The sequence below is a fragment of the Trueperaceae bacterium genome, assembly GCA_023954415.1.
GTDB lineage: Bacteria > Deinococcota > Deinococci > Deinococcales > Trueperaceae > JAAYYF01.
In genome coordinates, this window is record JAMLIB010000003.1 from 315,117 (window position 1) to 334,094 (window position 18,978).

Below are 18,978 nucleotides of genomic sequence, written 5' to 3' on the forward strand. Positions count from 1 at the left end.
GTCAGGCCGGCCCCAGCCGGTAGCCGCCCGGCACGGTCTGGATGATCCCGTCCGAGATCTTGTGGCGGAGCTGGCTGACGTAGACGCGCACCACGCTGGCGCCCGACGTCGCCTCAGGGAAGAAGCGGTCGAGGAGCTCGTCCGTGCTGAACGTGCGGTCTGGGTAGTGGGCGAAGTACTCGAGCATGACGAACTCGCGCTCGGTCAGGTCCACGTTGGAGCCGCCCCACAGGACCCGGCGCGTGGTCAGGTCGATGCGCAGCTCGGCCCTCTCGAACACGGTGCGCTTGTTGTCCGCCGCGCGGCGAAGGAGCGCGCGTACCCGCGCCATGAACTCGCGCAGGCCGAACGGTTTGTAGAGGTAGTCGTCGCCGCCGAGGTCGAGGCCCATGACGGCGTCGCCCTCCGTGTCGCGCGCGCTCATGAACATGACGGGCGCCACGAAGCCCTGGCTCCGCAGCGTGGTGGCCACCTCGAAACCCGCGTCGTCGTTGCCGGGGAACATGACGTCGAGGATGGCGAGGTCGAAGCCGCCGCTGGTGAACTCCTGGAAGACGTCGTCCGGGCGTTCGACCCACCTGACGTCGTAACGCTGCGACTCGAGGGCTTCGACCAGCGGCTCGGCGATGTCGCGGTTGTCTTCCAACAACAGGATGCGCATGGCGTCCCTCGTGCGTGGCGTTGACTGCTTTGGAGGACCGGGCCTACGCAGGTCATCCTATATCATCGCCTCCTGGAATCGGAAGCGTTCCGTCGACCCCAACGCCGGCGGAATCGCCTCGTGCACGCTAGGGGAACGGGATGGAGGCGGAACGAAGTTGAACGGAGTCGTCAGATCATCGATCGGTGACGATGAAGCGCGTAACGCGACCGCACGGCGGATGGCGCGGGTCGTGACGTCCGCGGTCGCGGCGCTCCTGCTCCTGGTCGGGACGGTCCGGGCGCAGGAGGGCTTGGAGGCGGGATTCGGCGTCGGGATCATCCTGCCAGGACCGGGTGTGGAAAGCGATGGGATCGGCGGGGCGCTGGCGCGAGCGGCCGCGCAGGGCGCCGAGATGGCGAACGACGAGTTCGGTTTCAACGCCGAGATGCTCGGCTACGCGTTCGCGGCCGACACGGTGGTGGCCGACGGACCGCAGGCGGTCGTGGACGCGGCGCAAACGTTGCTCGACGAGCACGGGGTGTACGGCATCGTCGGCGGCTTCGACCTTGCGGAGGCGGAGGCCCTCGCCCTCTGGGCCGCAGACGCCGGGGTGCCGTTCATCAACGTAGGCGCCTCGGCCGACGTGCTTCGCAACGAGCAGTGCGCTCCGACGACCTTCCACGTCGAGCCGAGCGCGGCCATGTACCTGGACGCCATGGCGGGCTGGTACGTGCGTTCCGGCCTGCGCGACTGGTACTTCCTCTTGGGTGACGACACCGAGTCGGCCGCGCAGCTCGACCGGATCCAGCGCACCCTGTCGGAGCGCCACTTCGCCGCCAACGTCGCCGGGAGTTCCGTCGTCGGGCCCACCGCTGATTGGGCCGACATCGTCTCGCGCATCGCCCGCTCGCGGGCCGACTTCGTCGTCCTGCTCATGCCGGCGGAGGACCAACTCGTCGCCGTACACGAGCTGGACGCCCGTGGGGTCTCCGCCATGGTGACCGGCTACCCGTACGACGAGGCGCAGACCAGGGACTTCTACCGCGCATGGCGAGCGGCCGCGCCGACGCTGGGCGCGGGTCACCGCATCTCGGCCTGGGAAGCCACCCTCGATGCCTACGGCGCGCGCGAGCTCAACGCTCGTTACCGCATGACGTACGGCGAGCCCATGGACACTAGCGCCTGGGCCGTCTACCAGGGCGTCAAGATCCTCTACGAGGCGGCGTTCTTCGGCAACTCCGCCGACCCAGGCGCCGTCCTGGCCTACCTCAACGGCTCGCAGTCCGTGTTCGACGTCTGGAAGGGCATCGGCACGAGCTTCAGGCCATGGGACCGTCAGCTCCGTCAGCCCCTCTACCTCGTCAAGATCGACCGGACCGAGGAGGCGGGGTTCACCCTCGCCACGTTGGTGGGCGAGCTCCCGGCCATCTACATGCCCGGGACGGAGGTCGTCGAGCGGCTCGACCAGTTGGGCGAACTGGCGGCCGCCACCCGCTGCGGAAGGTAAGGCCGGCTCACTTACGTTCGCCTTACGCACCGGCGATAACGTGGTGCGGCACGACCCTCGTGACCCGCCGTGCCGGCGTCGTCGCGTCACTCGCTCGCACGTGCTCGCGCTCGTTGGACGCGAGCGGAAGGAGACCATGAAGCGCCCGAAACGTCTCGCCGCCGCCATCCGGGTAGGCTTGCTCGCTCTGGTCGTCGGCCTGGTGTCGGCCGCCGGTACCGCGCTGGCCCAAGACTCGTACCGGCTGTACGTCGCCAATGAGTTCAGCGCCGACATCACCGTCATCGACACCGCAAGCGGTGAGGTCATCGACACCCTGTCCATCTCCGGCAGGCCCGGCGAGGTCCGGCCGCGCGGCATGGCGGTCAGCCCCGACGGCACGATCGTCTACGCCTCGGTGAGCGACTTCAACCCGGTGCTCGAGACGCCGGAGGACAAGATCCTCGCCATCGACGTGCGCACCAACGACGTCGTGCGCGAGTTCCGCGCCGGCGGCAACCCCGAGCGCGTCGCCGTCAGCCCCGACGGCACGCAGGTCTGGGCGGCCCTCGAGGCCATCGCCCAGGGCGCCGGCTACGACGCCGTCACGGGTGAGCAGCTCGCCAGCTTCCGCGTGGGCGTCGAGGCCGAGGGCGTGGCCGTCAGCCCCGACGGCAAGTGGGTCTACATCACCGCCGAGGCCACCCATACGGTCACGGTCGTGGACCGCGAGGCGCTCAAGGTCGTCACGCACGTGCTCGTCGGCAACCGGCCCCGCGTCGTCGAGTTCTCCAACGACGGCGGCCGCGCCTACGTCACCGCCGAGATCGGCGGCACCGTCTCCGTCATCGACACGAGCACGCACAAGGTGATCGACACGATCAACCTCGGGTTGGACTCGCGGCCCGTCGAGATCGCCGTAGACCCGACGAGCTCCCTCCTCTACGTGGCGGGCGGCGGCACGAGCGCCGTCTACGTCATCGACACGGCCACGAACCAGGTCGTCGACACGATCAAGGAGAACATGGGGCGGCGGCCGTGGGGCATCGCCATCACGCCGGACGGCAAGACCGTCTTCACCGCCAACGGCCTCTCGGACAGCGTCAGCGTCATCGATACGGCCTGCGGCTGCGTCGTGAAGAACATCCCTGCCGGCCGGGGCGCGCACTCGGCCGAGATCGGAGTGATCCCTGGTGGTCTCTAAGCTCTTCCGCGGCGCCGCCTTCTCCCTCGTCGCCGCCCTCATCGCCACGGCGCTCGCCCAGTACGGCTACCAGCCGTTCTTCAGCCAACCGCTCGTGCAGAGCCGCGCGTACGGCATGGAGCTCATCCTCGTGCGGCTACGCGCCATCGACCAGTTCGACGCTCCGCTCGACGACGACCTCATGGAGCTGGTCGAGATGCTCGAGAGCGACGCCAACCGCTTCATCGGCACGCTGCGTGCCGCCGATCCGGAGCTGGCCGCCGAGCTGCAGGACGAGATCGAGGAGCTCGAGGAGAAGGTCGAGGAGGGCAGGAACCACCACGGGTCCGTCAAGGAAGTCACGGAGCTGACCCAGCGCGCCTACGACCTGATCATCCCCGCCGAGGTCCGGAAGTCGCCCGCCTTCATCGCGGCCCTGATCGCCGACCTGACGCTCGGCGAGGGCGGCGTCGCGGAAGGGTACGAGGAGGCCATCCTCGACGAGGAGCCCTTCCTGTTCACGGGCGGCTGGTCATCGCTGCAGAGCGTCAAGGCGCTGTGGGCGCAGCTCGGGAGCTACGCCACGCCGGCGCAAGCCGCCGACGTCGACGAGATGGTCGCCCAGTTGGACGACATCTACTTCGCCCCTGAACCGCCCGAGCCTCTCGTCGGCAACCCCGAGGAGGCCGAGGCCCCGGCGCAGCGCATGTTGGGCCTGATCGAACCCATCGCCGATGCCGAGGTGTTCGCCGGGCGCGACATGCCGGCCCTGGCCGTGAGCCTCGTCGCCACGCAGGCGCAGGCGTGCCGCGCCTACGCCGCCGGTACCGCCGAGGTCGGCCTCGAGGGCGTCTACGCGGTCGGCGAGATGTACGCCCGTTACCTGGCCGGGTTCCTCGGCTTCATGGCCCCCGACGTGCACGAGGAGGCGGCGGAGGTCATCTACGCCCTCACCGGCATCCAGGACGAGGGGGCGGAGGACGAGGAGGACGAGGACGACGAAGACGAGCGTCCGGAGGTCGCGGACCCGGCGGCCGCCTGCAGGGAGCTCCTCGAAGCGCTCGAGGAAGCAGTAGAGGTTCTGGGAGGCTGAAGCGCCGGCGGCGGCGCGTGGCGCCGGGGTGCGTCCCGGCTCCGCGCGCGGCGCTTGGGCGCCTCGACCACCTCGCGAGGATGAGCGCGGTACTCTCCACTGGATGAGCCCGACCGGCAGCGCCACCACTGTCATGGGCGGACCTGGGGACGACCAAGCGGCCATACTTGCAGACCGGCTCGGCCGCCGTTACGGAGACGTGACGGCGGTCGAGTCCGTTTCGCTCGCCATCCGGCCCGGCGAGTTCTTCGCCCTCCTCGGTCCCAACGGTGCCGGCAAGACGACGACGCTGCACATGCTCACGACCATGGTCCGGCCCACGTCGGGCACCGCGTCCGTCTTCGGCTTCGACGTCGTGCGGCAACCGCACGAGGTTAGGCGCCTGCTCGGCATGGTCTTCCAGGACCCCGCTTTGGACGACCGCCTGACCGCCAGGGAGAACCTCGAGATCCACGCCGTCCTGTACGGCATCGGGCGTAAGGAGCGTGAACAGGTGATCGAGCGGGCCCTCGAGTGGGCGGCGCTCACCGAGGCGCGCGACAGGCGGGTGCGCTCGTTCTCGGGCGGCATGAAGCGGCGCTTGGAGCTCGCCAGGGCGCTCACGCACTCCCCCAAGGTCCTGTTCCTCGACGAGCCGACCATCGGCCTTGACCCGCAGGGGCGGCGCAACCTCTGGGAGCACATAGACGCGCTCCGCGAGGGCGGCATGACGGTCCTGATGACGACCCATAACCTACCCGAGGCCGAGGCGTGCGACCGCGTCGGCATCATGGACGCCGGCCGCCTCGTCGCCGTCGGCACGCCGCGGGAGCTCGTCGCGCGTCACGGGGGTGGGGCCGACGGCGACGAGGCCGGTGACGGCGGAGCCGAGCCCGGAGCGGTCGATCGGGGAGGGGCCGACCGGAGAGCGCCCGAGCCCGCACCCCGGGGCGCCGACCTCGAGGACGTGTTGATAGCCCTAACCGGGAAGCAGCTGCGTGACGAGCAGGCGACGGCCCGCGACCGGCTGGTGAGCTTCGCCAAACGCGGTGGGGAGCACACGCGATGAACGCGGCGGCCAACCAGGGAGCCTCGGGCACCTTCGGCGCCAAGGCGGTCGGCATCCGCTCCTGGGCCGGCATCGCCCCGGCCGTCGTGCTCGTGATGTGGCGCCGCGAGATGAAGCGTTACCTCCGCGACCGTTCGCAGATCTTCGGCGGCTTCTCCCGCACCGTCCTGTGGCTCGTCATCCTCGGCTACGGCCTCGGCGCCTCGCTGCGCGAGATCGAGGGCTACACGTACGGCCAGTACATCCTGCCCGGCGTGGTCGTCCTCAACGTGCTCTTCGCCGCCCTGCAGTGCGCGATCTCCCTCGTGTGGGACCGCGAGGTCGGCCTGCTGCGCGAGGTCGTGGTCTCGCCCGCGCCGATGCTCTCCGTGACCCTCGGCAAGCTCCTGGGCGGCGCGACCATCTCGCTCGTCCAGGGCTCCATCCCGCTCCTGTTCGCACCGCTCATCGGCGTGCGGCTCAGCGTCGGGGGGCTGCTCGGCGCGTGGGGCGTGATCTTCTGCCTCGGCGCCTTCATGACGGCCATCGGCGTCATCATCGCCACGCGCCTGAAGACGTTCGAGGGCTTCGGCAGCATCTCGAACGGCGTCATCCAGCCGCTCTACTTCTTGTCGGGCTCCATCTTCCCGCTGCGGGGCGTCATCGGTGGCGTCGGCTTCCTCGACATCCCCGACCACCTGCGCGACGAGCTGCGGCGCATCGGGGTGTTCGCGATCGGTGGCGGCTGGGTCGTGCAGCTGCCGGAGTGGCTCAAGGTCCTCGTGTACGTGAACCCCGTGAGCTATCAGCTGGACCTGCTGCGCCACGCGCTGCTGCGTTTCCACCAGTTGCCCATGCGCGCCGATGTCCTCGTCACGGTCCTGGCGCCGGTCTTGGCGGCCGTCGTGGCCGCCGCGCTCATGCGGAGGATGACCGCGCAACGTTGACGTGGGGCGTCGCGCGTCGCGAAGCGTCCGCTAACGCCCCTCCGCCCCACCGCGCAACGCCGCCACGGCTCGCCTCGACAGCTCCCAGAGCCGCGCGTCGTCTGGGTCTCGCGGGCGCGCGAGCACGTCGGCAGGGCGGATCTCCTGGACGATGCGGCCCGGTCCGGGGCTCATGACGAGTATGCGGTCGGCCAGCAGCGCCGCTTCCAGCGGGTTGTGGGTGACGAACACGACCGTGCAACGCAGCTCGTTCCAGAGGGCGAGCAGCTCGACGCGCATGCGCGAGGCCGTCAGTTCGTCCAGGGCGGAGAACGGCTCGTCCATGAGGAGCACGTCCGGCTGCACGATGAGGGCGCGCGCCACGGCGACGCGTTGGCGCTGCCCGATGGAGAGCTGGCGCGGATAGTCGTCGCCTCGACCGGCCAGGCCGACGCGCTCGAGCCAGGCGTCGACGAGGGCCCGTGCGTCCTGCCTAGCGTCCAGGACGAAGCGTAGGTTCGAGCTGACGGTGGACCACGGTAGCAGCCGCGGCTCCTGGAACACGTAGCTCGTCACGGGCTTCGGGCCGCGCCCGCCCGTGATCTCGACGGTCCCGCCGTCCGGCGAGTCCAGCCCCGCCAACACGTTGAGGAGTGTCGTCTTGCCGCAGCCCGACGGCCCGATGATGCACACCAGCTCACCGCTCGCGACGTGGAGGTCGACGCCGGCGATGGCGCGCCGCTCGGCGGCGGTGCCGTTCGGGTACGCCTTCGTGAGGCCGCGCGCTATCAGCTCCGCCATCAGCCGACCGCGTTGACCTTGACGGGTGCCCGCCAGCGGAAGGCGAAGTGCTGGACGGCCCCCATGAGACCGAGGTCGATGACGGCCAGCAGGAGCATCATCGTCACTCCGTAGGCGAGGACGCCGGTCATGTTGAAGAACTGGAAGTAGAAGGAGATCTGGTAGCCGACGCCGGACGTACGCCCGAGCAGCTCGCCGAGGACCACCATCTTCCACGTGAGCGCCAGCGCTCCTCGCGCCGTGCCCACCAGGTAGGGCGTCAGCTGCGGGAAGACGACGCGGCGCCAGATGCTCGCACGCGAGCGGCGGAAGGCCACGGCCATCTCGATGAGGCCGCCGTCTAGCGCCCTCGCTCCCTCGCGCACGGCGACGACGACGGTAGGCATGATCGTGATAACGAGGGCCAGCACGAGCGCGCGGTCTGACAGGCCGATGCTCAAGTAGGCGACGACGAACAGGACGATGCGCGGGACGGTGAGGGCGACCACGAGCCAGCCCTGCAGCAGGTCGTCGACCCGGCGCGACGACCCCATGGCGGCGCCGAGCAACGTGCCGGCCAACATGCCGACGGCGAACGCCGTGAGCACCCGTTGGGCGGTGATCCATAGGTTGGGGAGCAGCACGCCCCTAGCGACCTCACGCGCCACGAACGCGAAGGTCTCGCCAGGGCCGGGCAGCACGTTCGAGCCCAGGAGCCGGGCGCCGACGACCCACAGTAAGAAGATGGAGGCGTACGAGACGAGACGGAGGGCGGTCCGCGCGCCCCGGTTAGGCGAACGCACCGCTGCCCGGCTCAGTCCGGCAGGAACTCGAGGGTGTACGCGGCCGGGTCCACCCCGTCGACGCCGACCACCTCGGGGCCGGCCAGCTCGACGAGGCGGTCGACCATCGCCGTCAGACCGTCGATGGACTCTTGCGTCCACGTGGTCGTTGTGCCCATCTTCCAGCGCTCGACGACGCTAGGGAACTGGCTCTGATCGGGCAGCGAGTAGAGCCCCAGGTCCAGGATCTCCTGCCAGAACGGGTCGTCGGAAGGCGTGGCGAGCATGGCCGCGAAGGTGTCGCGCAGGGCGGCGACGAAGGCGGTCTTGAGGGCCGGGTCCATGTCGTCGCGGGCCACGACCACCAGGTTGGGGAGGTCGGAAGGCAGCCCGAGGCCGGCGAGCATGTCGGCCACGCTCATGACCTCGCGCGCGCCGCTCGCTTCCATCCGGGGCACCCAGTGCCACAGGGGCAGCGCCGCGTCCACCTCGCCCCGCGCCGTGAGCTCGGCCATGAGCGGCGGCGCTGCCGCCACGACCTCGGCATCGACCTGCGGGTCGAAACCGAACTGCGAGACGGCGAGCGCCCTGAGGATGAGCAGGCTCTTGTCCCGTAGGCTGCCGGCGGCCACGGTCTTGCCCACCAGGTCGGCGATGCCGGTTATCTCCGAGCCGGCCGGCACGACGAGGCCGCCGACGGAGGTCGCGTAAGGGTAGATGCCGCTGGCCATGATGCCGGCGTCGCGCAGCAGCACGGGCCCGAGGAAGTCGTCCACCTTGACGTCCGCCTCGCCGGAGCGCAAGGCGATCTCCGTGGCCTGCTTAGAGGCGTAAGGCGTGGCGACGACGCGGATGCCGTTGGCCTCGGCCGTGCCGAAGTGCTCCATGCCGTGGAGGACCCAGGAGAACGTCCCCGTGGCCTCCATGGCCGCGTTGACCACCGGCGGAGAAGACGTGCCCTCCTGGGCGTTGGCGAACGAGAGACCGACGGTGAGGATCGCGAGTAGTACGAGACGATGTCCAGGCACCTGTCCTTCACTCCTTCCCACACGTTCGAACCTGTGGCGGGCCGCTGGGCGCTGAGCATGCCGCAAGGAACCACCACGGTCGGAGGGCGCGTGACAGGCGCCAATGATACAGCCGCCCTCGCCGTGAGGGTCGCGTCTCGAGGCACGGAGCGGCTCGGAGCGCGACCAGAACGACGCGTATGCGCCGCGCCGCGGCGCCGGTGACGTGACGGGCGACCACTTCGCGCATAGACTCTCTTCGAGAGGTACGTCAGCCAAGCTCCCCTCGCTCCTCGCCCCGGATAGGACCGGTGATCATGCGTCTCCTCAAGGCCCTCCTCGCCAGCGTAGTCGTCCTTGCCGCCGCCTACGGCGTCCTGGCCCTCGTCAACGGCCCGCGTGCGCCGCACCCTTACTACTCGCGGCTCGGCGCCGGGCCGCTGGTCCTCGCGCACGGCGGCGGTCAAGGGCTGTGGCCGGACAACACCATGCGCGCCTTCACGGGCTCGGACGCGCTAGGGGCCGACGTGCTCGAGCTCGATGTCCAGCGCGACGGCGACGGCGCCTTCAGGGTGATCCACGACGCCACGGTCGACCGGACGACCGACGGGACGGGGCTCGTCTCGGGCATGCGCGCCGCTCGGATCGAGGCCCTCGACGACGGCTACCGCTGGACCGTGACGGGCCCCAGCGCCGCCGGCCAGGACGCCGACTTCGCCTACCGCGGCCAGGGGGTCGGCATCCCGACCCTCGACGAGGTGCTCGCCGGTTTCCCCGCAGCGTCCGTGAACATCGAGATCAAGGAGGAGACGGCGGACGCCGGCACGGCGCTCTGCGAGCTGCTGCGGCGCACCGGCAGCGGCGATCGGGTCCTGGTGGCCTCGTTCAACAGCGCCCCGATGCAGGCCTTCAGGCAGGCGTGCCCCGACGTCGCCACGTCCGCCACGCGCTCCGAGGTCACGCTCTTCTACGTGCTGGCGCGCGCCCGCCTCAGCGCCGTCTACACGCCCCCGTTCGTGGCCGTGCAGGTGCCCGTCCAGCAGGGGAGCCTCACGGTCGTCACGCCGCACTTCATCGCGGCGGCGCACGCCCGCGGCGTGAAGGTCGAGGTGTGGACCGTGAACGACGCCGCCGAGATGCGGCGCCTCCTCGCCATGGGCGTCGACGGCCTCATAACCGATCGCCCCGACCGCGCGTTGGCGGTCCTCGGCCGGGCGTTCGACGCCGGGCTCGTCCCGGACTTCGTGGCGCCTTGAGCGGAGCGCCCGGTCTGGCGTCTCGCCCCTCGCCCCGCCCGCCCTGCCGGCCCGCGACCGCGGGCCGCGGCTAGGTTCGCGGTCGTGGGCATGCTCGACGACCTCCTTGTTCTCGACCTGACGCGGGTCCTCGCGGGCCCGTACTGCACCCTGCTGTTCTCGGACCTCGGCGCGCGCGTCGTCAAGGTTGAGTCGCCGTCCGGCGACGACACGCGGCGGTGGGGGCCGCCGTACCCGGGGGGCGAGAGCGGCTACTACCTGTCGGTCAACCGGGGCAAGGAGAGCGTGGTCGTCGACCTCAAGGACGAGCGGGGCGCCGCCGTCGTCCGCGGGCTCGCGCGCAAGGCCGACGTGATCGTCGAGAACTTCAAGGTCGGCGACCTGGAGCGTTACGGGCTCGACCACGCGAGCGTCGCGGCCACCAACCCACGCGTCGTCTACGTGTCCATCACGGGCTTCGGCCAGGACGGGCCGCGGGCGAAGGAGCCAGGCTACGACGCCGCCATGCAGGCGCAGTCGGGCCTACTGGCCATGACGGGCGAGCCGGACGGGCCGCCCGTCAAGCTCGGCGTGGCGTGGATCGACGTGCTGACGGGACTGCATGCGGCCACCGGGGCGTTGGCGGCGTTGCACCGGCGGGAGAGGACGGGCGAGGGCGCGCGCCTGGACGTGTCGCTCTTCGACGTCGCGCTCGCGAGCCTCGTGAACCAGGCCCAGAACGCCTTGCTGACGGGCGAGGTGCCGCCCCGCCTCGGCAGCGCTCATCCGACGATCGTGCCTTACCAGTCGTTCGAGGCGGCCGACGGCGGCGTGGTGGTGGCGGTCGGCAACGACGGCCAGTTCGCGCGCCTCTGCGCCGTCCTGGGCACCGGGGAGCTGGCGGCCGACCCGCGGTTCGCGACCAACGACGGGCGCGTGGCGAACCGCTCCGCCCTCGTTCCCCTCCTGGCGGACGTCATCAGGCAGCGGCGGGCTGCCGAGCTCCTGGCGGCCTGCCGCTCCGCCGGGGTGCCGGCCACGCCGGTCACGACGTTGCCCGACGCCCTCGCCGACGAGCAGGCGACGGCCCGCGGCATGGTCGTCGAAGGGGCTCACCCGACCATCGGCGCCCTGCCGATGGTGGCGAGCCCCCTCTGGCACGCGCAAGGCCCGGACGGGCGCTCGCTCGGCCTGGCGCCGGCGCCAGGCGCGGCACCCGTGCCGCCGCTGCTCGCGCAGCACACGCGGGCCGTGCTCGAGCGCGAGCTGGGCCTGAGCGCCGCCGAGATCGACGCGCTCGCGGCAGCGGGCGTCGTGCGGGTCCTAGGGTAGGCGCGGACGGCGGTGCGTCGTACGCGACCGCCGCGGGCGGCCGCGCCGCGCTCGCCGCGGGGTCTCGGGGCGCGGCCTGGCCCGGCGCGCGCCCATCACTCCCGGAGCAGCAACGCCTCCGCCACCGTGCCCCTGAGCAGGCCGCGGTAGACGCCGTCGACCGCCAGTCGTTCGCCGGTCACCTCGAGCGTCGGGTAGTCGGGGTTGTGCGGACGCAACGCGAAGCGGCCGCCTCCTAGGCGGTCGAGGTACTTCAGCGTCACCTCCTCCTCGGCCACCCTGACGGCGCAGATCTCGCCGCTGCGCTGCGGTTGGCGTTGGGCCAGGAGCACGACGTCGTCGTTCTGCAGGAGATCTGCCATGGAGTCGCCGTGGACGCGGAGCGCGAAGAGCGACTCGGCGTGGCCGCCCCCGGCCGCGGCCGGCAGGTAGGCCTCCGCGTGGGCGGCGGCGATGGCGAGGGGGCCGGCGGGGATATCCCCGAGGAGAGGGATGCCCGTGGCCAAGGCGGGGAGCTCGAGCACCGGGGAGCGCCCGCGCCCGCGGCTCTCGAAGCGCAAGTAGCCCTTGGCGTGCAGCGCCTCGAGGTGTTGGCGCAGCGAGACGTAGTGAACGCCGAGCTCCCGCGCGAACTCCGCCAGGTCGGGCGTGGCGCCCGTGCGCCGCGCGTGCTCGAGGAGGCGCTGGTAGACCCGCGCCTGCGCGGGGGGTAGGGGACGGTTGCTCGGGGACTGGTCCATCGTTACCTAAAATGCTAAGGTAGTTGCCGTGGCTTGTCAACGGGCGAGCGGGAGGCGCGTCTGAGCCGTCCAGAACGGCTCTAATGCGGTTCTCACCCTGCTGGCGGGCTGTGGACAAAGCCGGGTCGCCCTGCTATAGTTTCTGTAGTTGAGCGCACCCACCTCACCCGGGCGGGTCGTCCGGGGCCGCGCCGACTCGAAAGGAACCGCGAACAATGCTCGAAACGTTCGAACGACTCGATACGGCGAGCACCTGTCAGGTGGCAAGCATCGTTCCCTCCGGCTTGGCGCTGCCCACGCGCACGCTGGAGCCCGGTCAGGTGCTCTACGAAGCCGACCGCGAGGCGAGCAGCCTCTACATCGTCAACCAGGGCGTCCTCAAGGCGGTCGTCCCCACCAGCCTCGGCCGCGACCGCATCGCCGACCTGTACGGTCCCGGCGACGTCTTGGGCCTCTCCTCGCTGGACGGCGGCAACCACGCCGAGACCGTCGTGGCCGTCCACGAGGCGTGCCTCACGCCCATCGACCCGCAGCAGGCCATGAACGACCGCGGCCTACGCGACTACGTGCTCCGCAGCCTGGCGCGCCAGCTCCGCCGCAGCCGCGAGATGCTCGACGAGGCCGAGATGCCCGTCGGCGCCCGCGTCACGCGCGCGCTCCTGCGCCTCGCCAAGCAGTTCGGCCTGCCGGCGGACGACCAGCAGGGCGGCATCAAGCTCCCGCTCGCGCTCACGCACGAGGACCTCGCCGACCTCACCGGCTCCAGCCGCGTGACGATCACCCGCATCCTCGGCGAGCTCCGCAGCGAGGGGGCGCTGTCCGGCACGCGCGGCGTGTACGTGGCGGATGTGCCCGGCCTGGAGCGCGCCACGGACCACTACGTCATGCAGGTCCTGTAAGGCCGCTTGGCGCACGGCGCCGCGAGAACGGAGTACGCTCTTCTCATGTTGAAGTTCACCGACATCGCCAAGGAACGCGTCCTCCGCTTCCTGGACGCGCAGAGCAGCCAAGGCATGCGCGCCCTGCGCATCGCGGGCAACCGCGCCGAGCAGCGCCTCTGGCTGGTCAGGGCCGAGGACGAACGCCCTGACGACCGCGTCCAGGCGGAAGCGGGCTTCGCGGTCTTCCTCGACCCGGCGACGGCCGGCCAGTTGGACGGCGCCGTCGTCGACTTCGTCGAGGGCGTGATGCAGTCCGGGTTCCGCATCTATCACCCCAGCCCCAGCTGGGACGACCCGCTCGCCCAGCGCGTGCAGGACGCCATCGACAAGCACATCAACCCCGGCGTGGCCGGCCACGGCGGCACCGTGACGCTCGAGGGGGTCGAGGACGGCATGGCCATCATCCGCTTCGGCGGCGGCTGCCACGGCTGCGGCGCCGCCGACCTGACCCTCAAGCAGGGCATAGACCGCATCCTCAAGGAGCAGGTCCCCGAGATCCGCGGGGTCATGGACGCCACGGACCACGCCACGGGCGAGAACCCCTACTACGAGCGCGACACGCGCCGGGCCGAGTCGCCGCTGACCTGAGCGCCGCCGCACGCTCCGGCGCCGGTCCGCCGCCAGCGGCCGCCGGCCGAGTCGACCCCCGCCCTGGTCACGCCAGTGCGGGCCCATGCACGATATCCGCGCCCGACCTGCCCACCGGTCGGGCGCGCTTCATGCCCCGGCGCCCGCCGAGCGCACCGTGTGTTACCTTGACCAGGTGCGACCGCCCGACGACCTACCGGGTGTTCGTTCCGTCCCGCTGATCAGCGTTCGCGAGCTCACCAAGCGCTTCCCAGGAGTGGTAGCGAACGACTCCGTGAGCCTCGACCTGCTGCCGGGCGAGGTGCACGCCCTGTTGGGCGAGAACGGCGCCGGCAAGACCACGCTCATCAGCATGCTCTACGGGCTGCTGCAGCCCGACGGCGGCAGCATAGCCATGGACGCTCAGCGCGTGACCATCAAGAACCCCAGGCACGCCATGGACCTCGGGATCGGCCTGGTGGCCCAGCACTTCAACCTCGCCAGGCGCCACACCGTCGCCGAGAACCTGGCGGTCGGCCTGCGCGGCACGCCGTTCTGGCGCCCCACCAGGGCGCTGCAGAGGCGCGCGGCGGAGCTCACCGAGCGCTACGGCCTCGCGGTGCGCATGAACGCGCAGGTGGCGGCCCTCTCGCCGGGCGAGCGGCAACGCGTCGAGATCCTCAAGGCCGTCATGCAAGGTGCGCGCCTCCTCATCCTCGACGAGCCGACCAGCGTGCTCACGCCACAGGAGGCCGACGCCCTCCTGAAGGTCGTCACCGACATGCGCAGGGACGGCCGGGGCATCCTCTTCATCAGTCACAAGCTCGGGGAGGTCCTCCGGGTCGCGGATCGCATCACGGTGCTACGTGGCGGCAAGGTCGTCGGGCGCCGCGCGCGCGGCGGGGTGGAGGCGAGCGAGCTGGCGCGCCTCATGGTCGGCGCGCCGACCGCCACCCCGCAGCGGCTCGGCATCCCGCCGGAAGGGGAGCCCGTGCTCCGCGTGAGCGGCGTGTGGGTCCGCGGTCGGCGGGGGCCGGCGCTGCGCGGCCTCGACCTGGAGGTCCGCCCCGGAGAGGTCCTCGGCGTCGCCGGCGTGGCCGGCAACGGTCAGAGCGAGCTCGCCCAGGTGCTGACGGGCCTGGCGCGGCCGGAGAAGGGCAGCGTGACGCTGGCGGGCGCCGACATCGGCCGCCTCTCACCCCGGGAAGTGCGGAAGCTGGGCGTCGCGTACATCCCCGAGGACCGGCGCGCCGAGGGCGTGGCCGGCACCATGAGCGTCGCGGAGAACCTCGTGCTCAGGCAGGTGCGCGACAAGGAGTTCGCCCGCGGTCCCGTCATCGACTGGCGCAAGGCGGAGGCGTTCGCCGCGGCGGCGGTCACGCGCTTCGACATCCGCACCCCCTCCCTCGCCACCGCCGCGCGCACCCTCTCCGGCGGCAACGTGCAGAAGATCGTGCTGGCGCGCGAGCTCTCCGGCAGGCCGAGCCTGGTCGTCGCCTCCCACCCGACCTACGGGCTCGACGTCGGCAGCGCCGCCATGACCCACGAGCGGCTCCTCGCGCAGCGCGAGCGCGGCGCTGCCGTCGTCCTGATAAGCGAGGACCTCGACGAGCTCAGGGCGCTGTCTGACACCATCGTGGTCCTCTTCGCCGGGCGCGTCGCGGGCACCCTCCCGATCAGCGAGGCGGTCACCGAGGCCGGTTGGGAGCGCCTCGGACTCCTCATGGGCGGGAGCGCTGCGGCATGACGCGCTTGCGGTGGGTGAGGCGCGACGCGGAGCCGCCGCTCCTGACGTTCGGCGTGAGCGCCGCGTCGTTCCTGCTGGCCCTGGGCGCGGCGCTCGTCGCCTTCGCGGCGTACGGTCTCGACCCCTGGGAGGCGGGCGCCACCGTCGTTAGGCGTACTCTCCTCGACGGTCGCGGCCTCGGCGAGGTAGTCAGGCGCAGCATCCCGCTCCTCCTCACGGGCGCAGGCCTGGTACTGGCGCTGCGAGCGCGCTTCTGGAACATCGGCGCAGAGGGGCAGATCCTGGCCGGCGCGGTGGCGGCCAGCGCGGTGGCGCTCTTCGCGCCGGGCCTCGGCGTCATGACGATCCCCGCGCTCTTCGCCGCGGCGTTCGTCGGCGCGGCCCTCTACGGCCTCGTGCCCGCGCTCCTCAAGGCGCGCCTCGGCGTGAACGAGATCATCACGACCCTGATGTTCAACTACGTCGCGCTGTACGCCGTCCGGTGGCTCATCAACGGACCCTGGCGCGGCAAGTCCGTCACGGGCTTCAGCTACTCGGACCGCTTCCCGCGCGAGACCTACTTGAGCGTGCTCGACGGCACGCGCGTTCACGTCCCGACCTTGGTGATAGGCATCGTGCTTGCGCTCGGCCTCACCTGGCTCCTGCGCTACACGCGCCTGGGCTTCTCCATCCGGCTGCTCGGCGAGGCACCGGACGCCGCGCGCTACGCGGGCGTCAAGCTCCTGCCGACCACGCTCGCCCTCGCGGCGCTCTCGGCCGGCGCCGCCGGGATGGCAGGCGCGGGCGAGGTGGCGGGCATCCATCACCGTCTCATCGAACCGACGAGCATCTCCATGGGCTTCGGCTACACGGCCATCCTCGTGGCGCTCCTGGCCCGCGGGCACGCCTGGGCGACGCTCATCACGGCCCCGCTCCTCGGCTGGGTGCTCGCCGCCGGCGACGTCGTGAAGGTGAGCCTGCAACTGCCGTTCCAGCTCACCGACGTCATGACCGGGCTCACGCTCCTGCTCCTCGTTGCCTCCGAGCCGCTCCTCACCTACCGCCCCGTGCTCGTGCGCCGGCCCGCGCCGCCCGACGCGGGCCAGGCGGGCAGGCCGACCCCGCGCGCCTCCGGCGGCGAGTGATGGAGCTCGAGTTGCTGACCACCACGTTGGCGCGCGCGCTCGCCTTCGGCACGCCCCTCCTCCTCGCCGCGCTCGGCGAGGTAGTGGCCGAGCGGGCCGGCGTGGTCAACCTCGGCATGGAGGGCATGATGATGCTCGGCGCCGTCGCCGGCTTCATGGTGGCCGCCGCGACCGGGTCGCTCCCGCTCGCGCTCCTCGTCTCCGTGCTCGCGGGCGTCGCCGTGGCCGCGCTGCACGGCGTTATCGCCACCTTCCTCCTCGCCAACCAGTTCGTCAGCGGGCTCGCCATCACGATCGGCGGGGTGGGGCTGGCCAACCTCCTCGGCAAGGAGTGGGTGGGCAAGCCGCTCGCCGCGCCCATGCTGCCCTTCGACGTGCCCGTCCTGTCCGGTATCCCGCTGCTGGGGCCCGCGTTCTTCACGCGGCAGTACGCGCTGACGTACGCGGCGCTCGCCTTGGCGCTCGTCGTCTGGCTCGTCCTCTTCCGCTCGCGCGCCGGCCTGACGTTGCGCACGGTGGGGGAGTCGCCCGCCGCCGCGGACGCCGCCGGCGCGAACGTGCGGCGCGTGCGCTTCCTCGCCGTCCTGGTCGGCGGGGCCATGGCGGGGTTGGCCGGCGCCTACCTCTCCCTCGCCTACCGGCCGGCCTGGGGCGAGAACATCACCAACGGGATGGGCTGGATCGCGCTCGGGCTCACGATCCTGGCGCTCTGGCACCCGCTGCGCGCGGTGCCGGCCGCCCTCCTCTTCGGCGCCTTCTTCACCCTCTCCTTCCGGCTCCAGGCCGTGCTGCCACCGGAACTCCTCACGCTCCTCCCGTACCTCGTCACGGTGCTCGCCCTCACGCTCATCGCCTGGCGCGGTGGGCGGGGTGCGGTCGGCGCCCCCGAGGCCCTCGGCGTGCCTTACCGGCGCGGGGAGCGCGAATGACCATCAGCCACGACCGCCGACGGAGGGTCGGCGGTGGGCGAGCCGAACGCGGCGCGTTCGGCTTTGCAGTCACGGCGCGTCGTTACCGGGAGACGAGAGCCCCGGCCGGCGCGACCTCGGAGGTCTTCATAATGCGGTTCGCCCGTCAACTAGCCGTCTTGGCACTCATCACCGTCTTCTGCGGCGCTGCCGCGCAGGTCAGCGAGACCGACGTCAAGGCTTGCTGGCTCTACGTCGGCCCGGTAGGCGACTACGGCTTCTCCTACGCCCAGGACCTCGGTCGCAAGGCCACCGCCGCCGACCTGCCTGGCATCACCACCGCCTACGTCGAGGCCGTCGCCGAGGCCGACGTCGAGGCGACGGTCGATCAGCTCGTCGCCGACGGCTGCAACGTCGTGCTCGGTACGTCCTTCGGCTTCGGCGACGGTCTGCTGGCCGCGGCCGAACGCTACCCCGACGTGATCTTCGGGCACGCGACCGGCGTCGAGCGCGCCCCGAACCTCCTCACCTACATGGCCGACTTCTACCAGGTCTACTACGTGAACGGCCTGATCGCCGGGGGCCTGAGCAGCTCCGGCATCGTCGGCTACATCGGGGCGTTCCCCATCCCCGAGGTCAAGCGCCACATCGACGCCTTCGCCATCGGCGTCAAGGAGGCCAACCCCGACGCGAAGGTCGTGGTGCGCTGGCTCTACAACTGGTTCGATCCCGCCGGCGCCAAGGAGGCGACCGAGGCCCTCATCGCCGACGGCGCCGACGTCTTCGCCTTCACCGAGGACACCCCGACCGTCGCCCAGACGGCCGCCGCGCACGGCTACCCGAGCTTCTCCCACTACGCCTCCATGCTGCCGTACGCGCCCGACACCATCGCTTCCGGCCAGCTCGTCAACTGGGGCGTCCTCACGACCGACATCCTGAGCAAGGTCATCGACGGCACCTACACGAGCACCAACCTCGAGGACGTCGACTACTTCTGGCTCCTCGCTCAGGGCGCCGTCGAGGTGGGCGCCGAGCCGGGCATGGTCATCAACCCGGCGTACGAGGAAGCGCTCAAGGAGCGGACCGTCGAGCTCGCGAACGGCGACAGGCTCTCCGTCTACGACCTCGCGCTGCTGCGCATCGAGCAGATGGCGACCGACCCCGTGGCGTTCGACCCCTTCACGGGCCCCGTCTACGACCGCAAGGGCAACCTCGTGTACGGGGTCGGCGTCACGCCAAGCGTCGAGGAGCTACTCGGCCTGCAGTGGGCGGCCGACAACGTCGAGGGCCCCTGGGAAGGCGAGCCCTGAGCTCTAGGCCGGGCCCAAGGCCCTGTCCGGCCTGAGCCGGGGGGCGTAGGCTCGAGCCGGACCGACGAGAGGGTCGGCGCCCCGGGGGGGGGGGCCCCCCCCCCCCCCCGCCCCGGGGGGGGGGGCACGCGGCCCCCGGCGGGGGGC

Annotated in this window: 18 protein-coding genes; 13 read left to right on the forward strand and 5 right to left on the reverse strand. The window is 71.4% G+C overall.

Going from position 1 to position 18,978, the window contains the following annotated elements; all coding sequences use genetic code 11:
• Position 1 precedes the first annotated feature (1 nt).
• Positions 2–661, reverse strand: a complete 660-nt coding sequence (locus tag M9914_05550) for a response regulator transcription factor (GenBank protein ID MCO5173641.1) — start codon at positions 659–661, stop codon at positions 2–4.
• Positions 662–893: 232 nt separating this feature from the next.
• On the opposite strand from M9914_05550, the gene M9914_05555 reads away from it, so the two are divergent.
• From M9914_05555 to M9914_05575, 5 genes are all read left to right on the forward strand, one after another.
• Entirely contained in the window at positions 894–2,150 is a 1,257-nt protein-coding gene (locus M9914_05555; GenBank protein ID MCO5173642.1) for an ABC transporter substrate-binding protein, read from the forward strand.
• Between the two features lie 136 nt (positions 2,151–2,286).
• Positions 2,287–3,333, forward strand: a complete 1,047-nt coding sequence (locus M9914_05560) for a beta-propeller fold lactonase family protein (GenBank protein MCO5173643.1) — start codon at positions 2,287–2,289, stop codon at positions 3,331–3,333.
• Positions 3,323–4,405, forward strand: a complete 1,083-nt coding sequence (locus M9914_05565) for a hypothetical protein (GenBank protein MCO5173644.1) — start codon at positions 3,323–3,325, stop codon at positions 4,403–4,405. The genes M9914_05560 and M9914_05565 overlap by 11 nt, the downstream gene beginning before the upstream one ends.
• Positions 4,406–4,508: 103 nt before the next feature.
• Entirely contained in the window at positions 4,509–5,453 is a 945-nt protein-coding gene (locus M9914_05570; protein ID MCO5173645.1) for an ATP-binding cassette domain-containing protein, read from the forward strand.
• A complete protein-coding gene (locus M9914_05575) occupies positions 5,450–6,379 on the forward strand; it encodes an ABC transporter permease (protein MCO5173646.1) in 930 nt (309 codons plus the stop codon). Before M9914_05570 ends, M9914_05575 begins: the two co-directional genes overlap by 4 nt.
• Positions 6,380–6,409: 30 nt before the next feature.
• Here M9914_05575 and M9914_05580 read toward each other — a convergent pair whose 3' ends face one another.
• From M9914_05580 to M9914_05590, 3 genes are read right to left on the reverse strand one after another with little or no spacing between them, the layout of a single operon-like run.
• On the reverse strand, positions 6,410–7,159 hold the full coding sequence (locus M9914_05580; protein ID MCO5173647.1) for an ABC transporter ATP-binding protein: 750 nt from the start codon (positions 7,157–7,159) through the stop codon (positions 6,410–6,412).
• Positions 7,159–7,941 (reverse strand): ABC transporter permease subunit, encoded by a 783-nt coding sequence (locus M9914_05585; protein MCO5173648.1) that lies wholly within the window; start codon positions 7,939–7,941, stop codon positions 7,159–7,161. Before M9914_05585 ends, M9914_05580 begins: the two co-directional genes overlap by 1 nt.
• 11 nt (positions 7,942–7,952) lie before the next feature.
• Positions 7,953–8,948, reverse strand: a complete 996-nt coding sequence (locus M9914_05590) for an ABC transporter substrate-binding protein (protein ID MCO5173649.1) — start codon at positions 8,946–8,948, stop codon at positions 7,953–7,955.
• A 296-nt stretch (positions 8,949–9,244) separates the two neighbouring features.
• Here M9914_05590 and M9914_05595 point away from each other — a divergent pair, with 296 nt between their 5' ends.
• Together M9914_05595 and M9914_05600 are read left to right on the forward strand one after the other, a co-directional pair.
• Positions 9,245–10,183: a glycerophosphodiester phosphodiesterase gene (locus tag M9914_05595; protein ID MCO5173650.1), complete on the forward strand. Its 939-nt coding sequence runs from the start codon at positions 9,245–9,247 to the stop codon at positions 10,181–10,183.
• Positions 10,184–10,273: 90 nt separating this feature from the next.
• Positions 10,274–11,494, forward strand: a complete 1,221-nt coding sequence (locus tag M9914_05600; protein MCO5173651.1) for a CoA transferase — start codon at positions 10,274–10,276, stop codon at positions 11,492–11,494.
• Positions 11,495–11,589: 95 nt separating this feature from the next.
• Here M9914_05600 and M9914_05605 read toward each other — a convergent pair whose 3' ends face one another.
• On the reverse strand, positions 11,590–12,234 hold the full coding sequence (locus M9914_05605; protein ID MCO5173652.1) for a hypothetical protein: 645 nt from the start codon (positions 12,232–12,234) through the stop codon (positions 11,590–11,592).
• Between the two features lie 215 nt (positions 12,235–12,449).
• On the opposite strand from M9914_05605, the gene M9914_05610 reads away from it, so the two are divergent.
• The 6 genes from M9914_05610 (at position 12,450) to M9914_05635 (ending at position 18,831) form a co-directional block, all read left to right on the forward strand.
• On the forward strand, positions 12,450–13,133 hold the full coding sequence (locus M9914_05610; protein MCO5173653.1) for a Crp/Fnr family transcriptional regulator: 684 nt from the start codon (positions 12,450–12,452) through the stop codon (positions 13,131–13,133).
• Between the two features lie 45 nt (positions 13,134–13,178).
• Positions 13,179–13,763 (forward strand): NifU family protein, encoded by a 585-nt coding sequence (locus M9914_05615; protein MCO5173654.1) that lies wholly within the window; start codon positions 13,179–13,181, stop codon positions 13,761–13,763.
• A 175-nt stretch (positions 13,764–13,938) separates the two neighbouring features.
• The gene (locus tag M9914_05620) at positions 13,939–15,489 is read left to right on the forward strand and encodes an ABC transporter ATP-binding protein (protein ID MCO5173655.1); all 1,551 of its coding nucleotides are present in this window, start codon (positions 13,939–13,941) and stop codon (positions 15,487–15,489) included.
• Positions 15,486–16,613 carry an ABC transporter permease gene (locus M9914_05625; protein ID MCO5173656.1) on the forward strand — a complete coding sequence of 376 codons (1,128 nt, stop codon included), beginning with the start codon at positions 15,486–15,488 and terminating at the stop codon, positions 16,611–16,613. Before M9914_05620 ends, M9914_05625 begins: the two co-directional genes overlap by 4 nt.
• A complete protein-coding gene (locus M9914_05630) occupies positions 16,613–17,542 on the forward strand; it encodes an ABC transporter permease (protein MCO5173657.1) in 930 nt (309 codons plus the stop codon). Before M9914_05625 ends, M9914_05630 begins: the two co-directional genes overlap by 1 nt.
• A 158-nt stretch (positions 17,543–17,700) precedes the next feature.
• On the forward strand, positions 17,701–18,831 hold the full coding sequence (locus tag M9914_05635) for a BMP family ABC transporter substrate-binding protein (GenBank protein ID MCO5173658.1): 1,131 nt from the start codon (positions 17,701–17,703) through the stop codon (positions 18,829–18,831).
• Positions 18,832–18,978 lie beyond the last annotated feature (147 nt).

Coding starts and splice junctions, on each gene's coding strand:
- M9914_05550 (MCO5173641.1), bottom strand. CDS start 661: ATGCGCATCCTGTTGTTGGAAGACAACCGCGACATCGCCGAGCCGCTG.
- M9914_05615 (MCO5173654.1), top strand. CDS start 13,179: ATGTTGAAGTTCACCGACATCGCCAAGGAACGCGTCCTCCGCTTCCTG.
- M9914_05575 (MCO5173646.1), top strand. CDS start 5,450: ATGAACGCGGCGGCCAACCAGGGAGCCTCGGGCACCTTCGGCGCCAAG.
- M9914_05560 (MCO5173643.1), top strand. CDS start 2,287: ATGAAGCGCCCGAAACGTCTCGCCGCCGCCATCCGGGTAGGCTTGCTC.
- M9914_05600 (MCO5173651.1), top strand. CDS start 10,274: ATGCTCGACGACCTCCTTGTTCTCGACCTGACGCGGGTCCTCGCGGGC.
- M9914_05570 (MCO5173645.1), top strand. CDS start 4,509: ATGAGCCCGACCGGCAGCGCCACCACTGTCATGGGCGGACCTGGGGAC.
- M9914_05630 (MCO5173657.1), top strand. CDS start 16,613: ATGGAGCTCGAGTTGCTGACCACCACGTTGGCGCGCGCGCTCGCCTTC.
- M9914_05610 (MCO5173653.1), top strand. CDS start 12,450: ATGCTCGAAACGTTCGAACGACTCGATACGGCGAGCACCTGTCAGGTG.
- M9914_05605 (MCO5173652.1), bottom strand. CDS start 12,234: ATGGACCAGTCCCCGAGCAACCGTCCCCTACCCCCCGCGCAGGCGCGG.
- M9914_05625 (MCO5173656.1), top strand. CDS start 15,486: ATGACGCGCTTGCGGTGGGTGAGGCGCGACGCGGAGCCGCCGCTCCTG.
- M9914_05595 (MCO5173650.1), top strand. CDS start 9,245: ATGCGTCTCCTCAAGGCCCTCCTCGCCAGCGTAGTCGTCCTTGCCGCC.
- M9914_05580 (MCO5173647.1), bottom strand. CDS start 7,159: ATGGCGGAGCTGATAGCGCGCGGCCTCACGAAGGCGTACCCGAACGGC.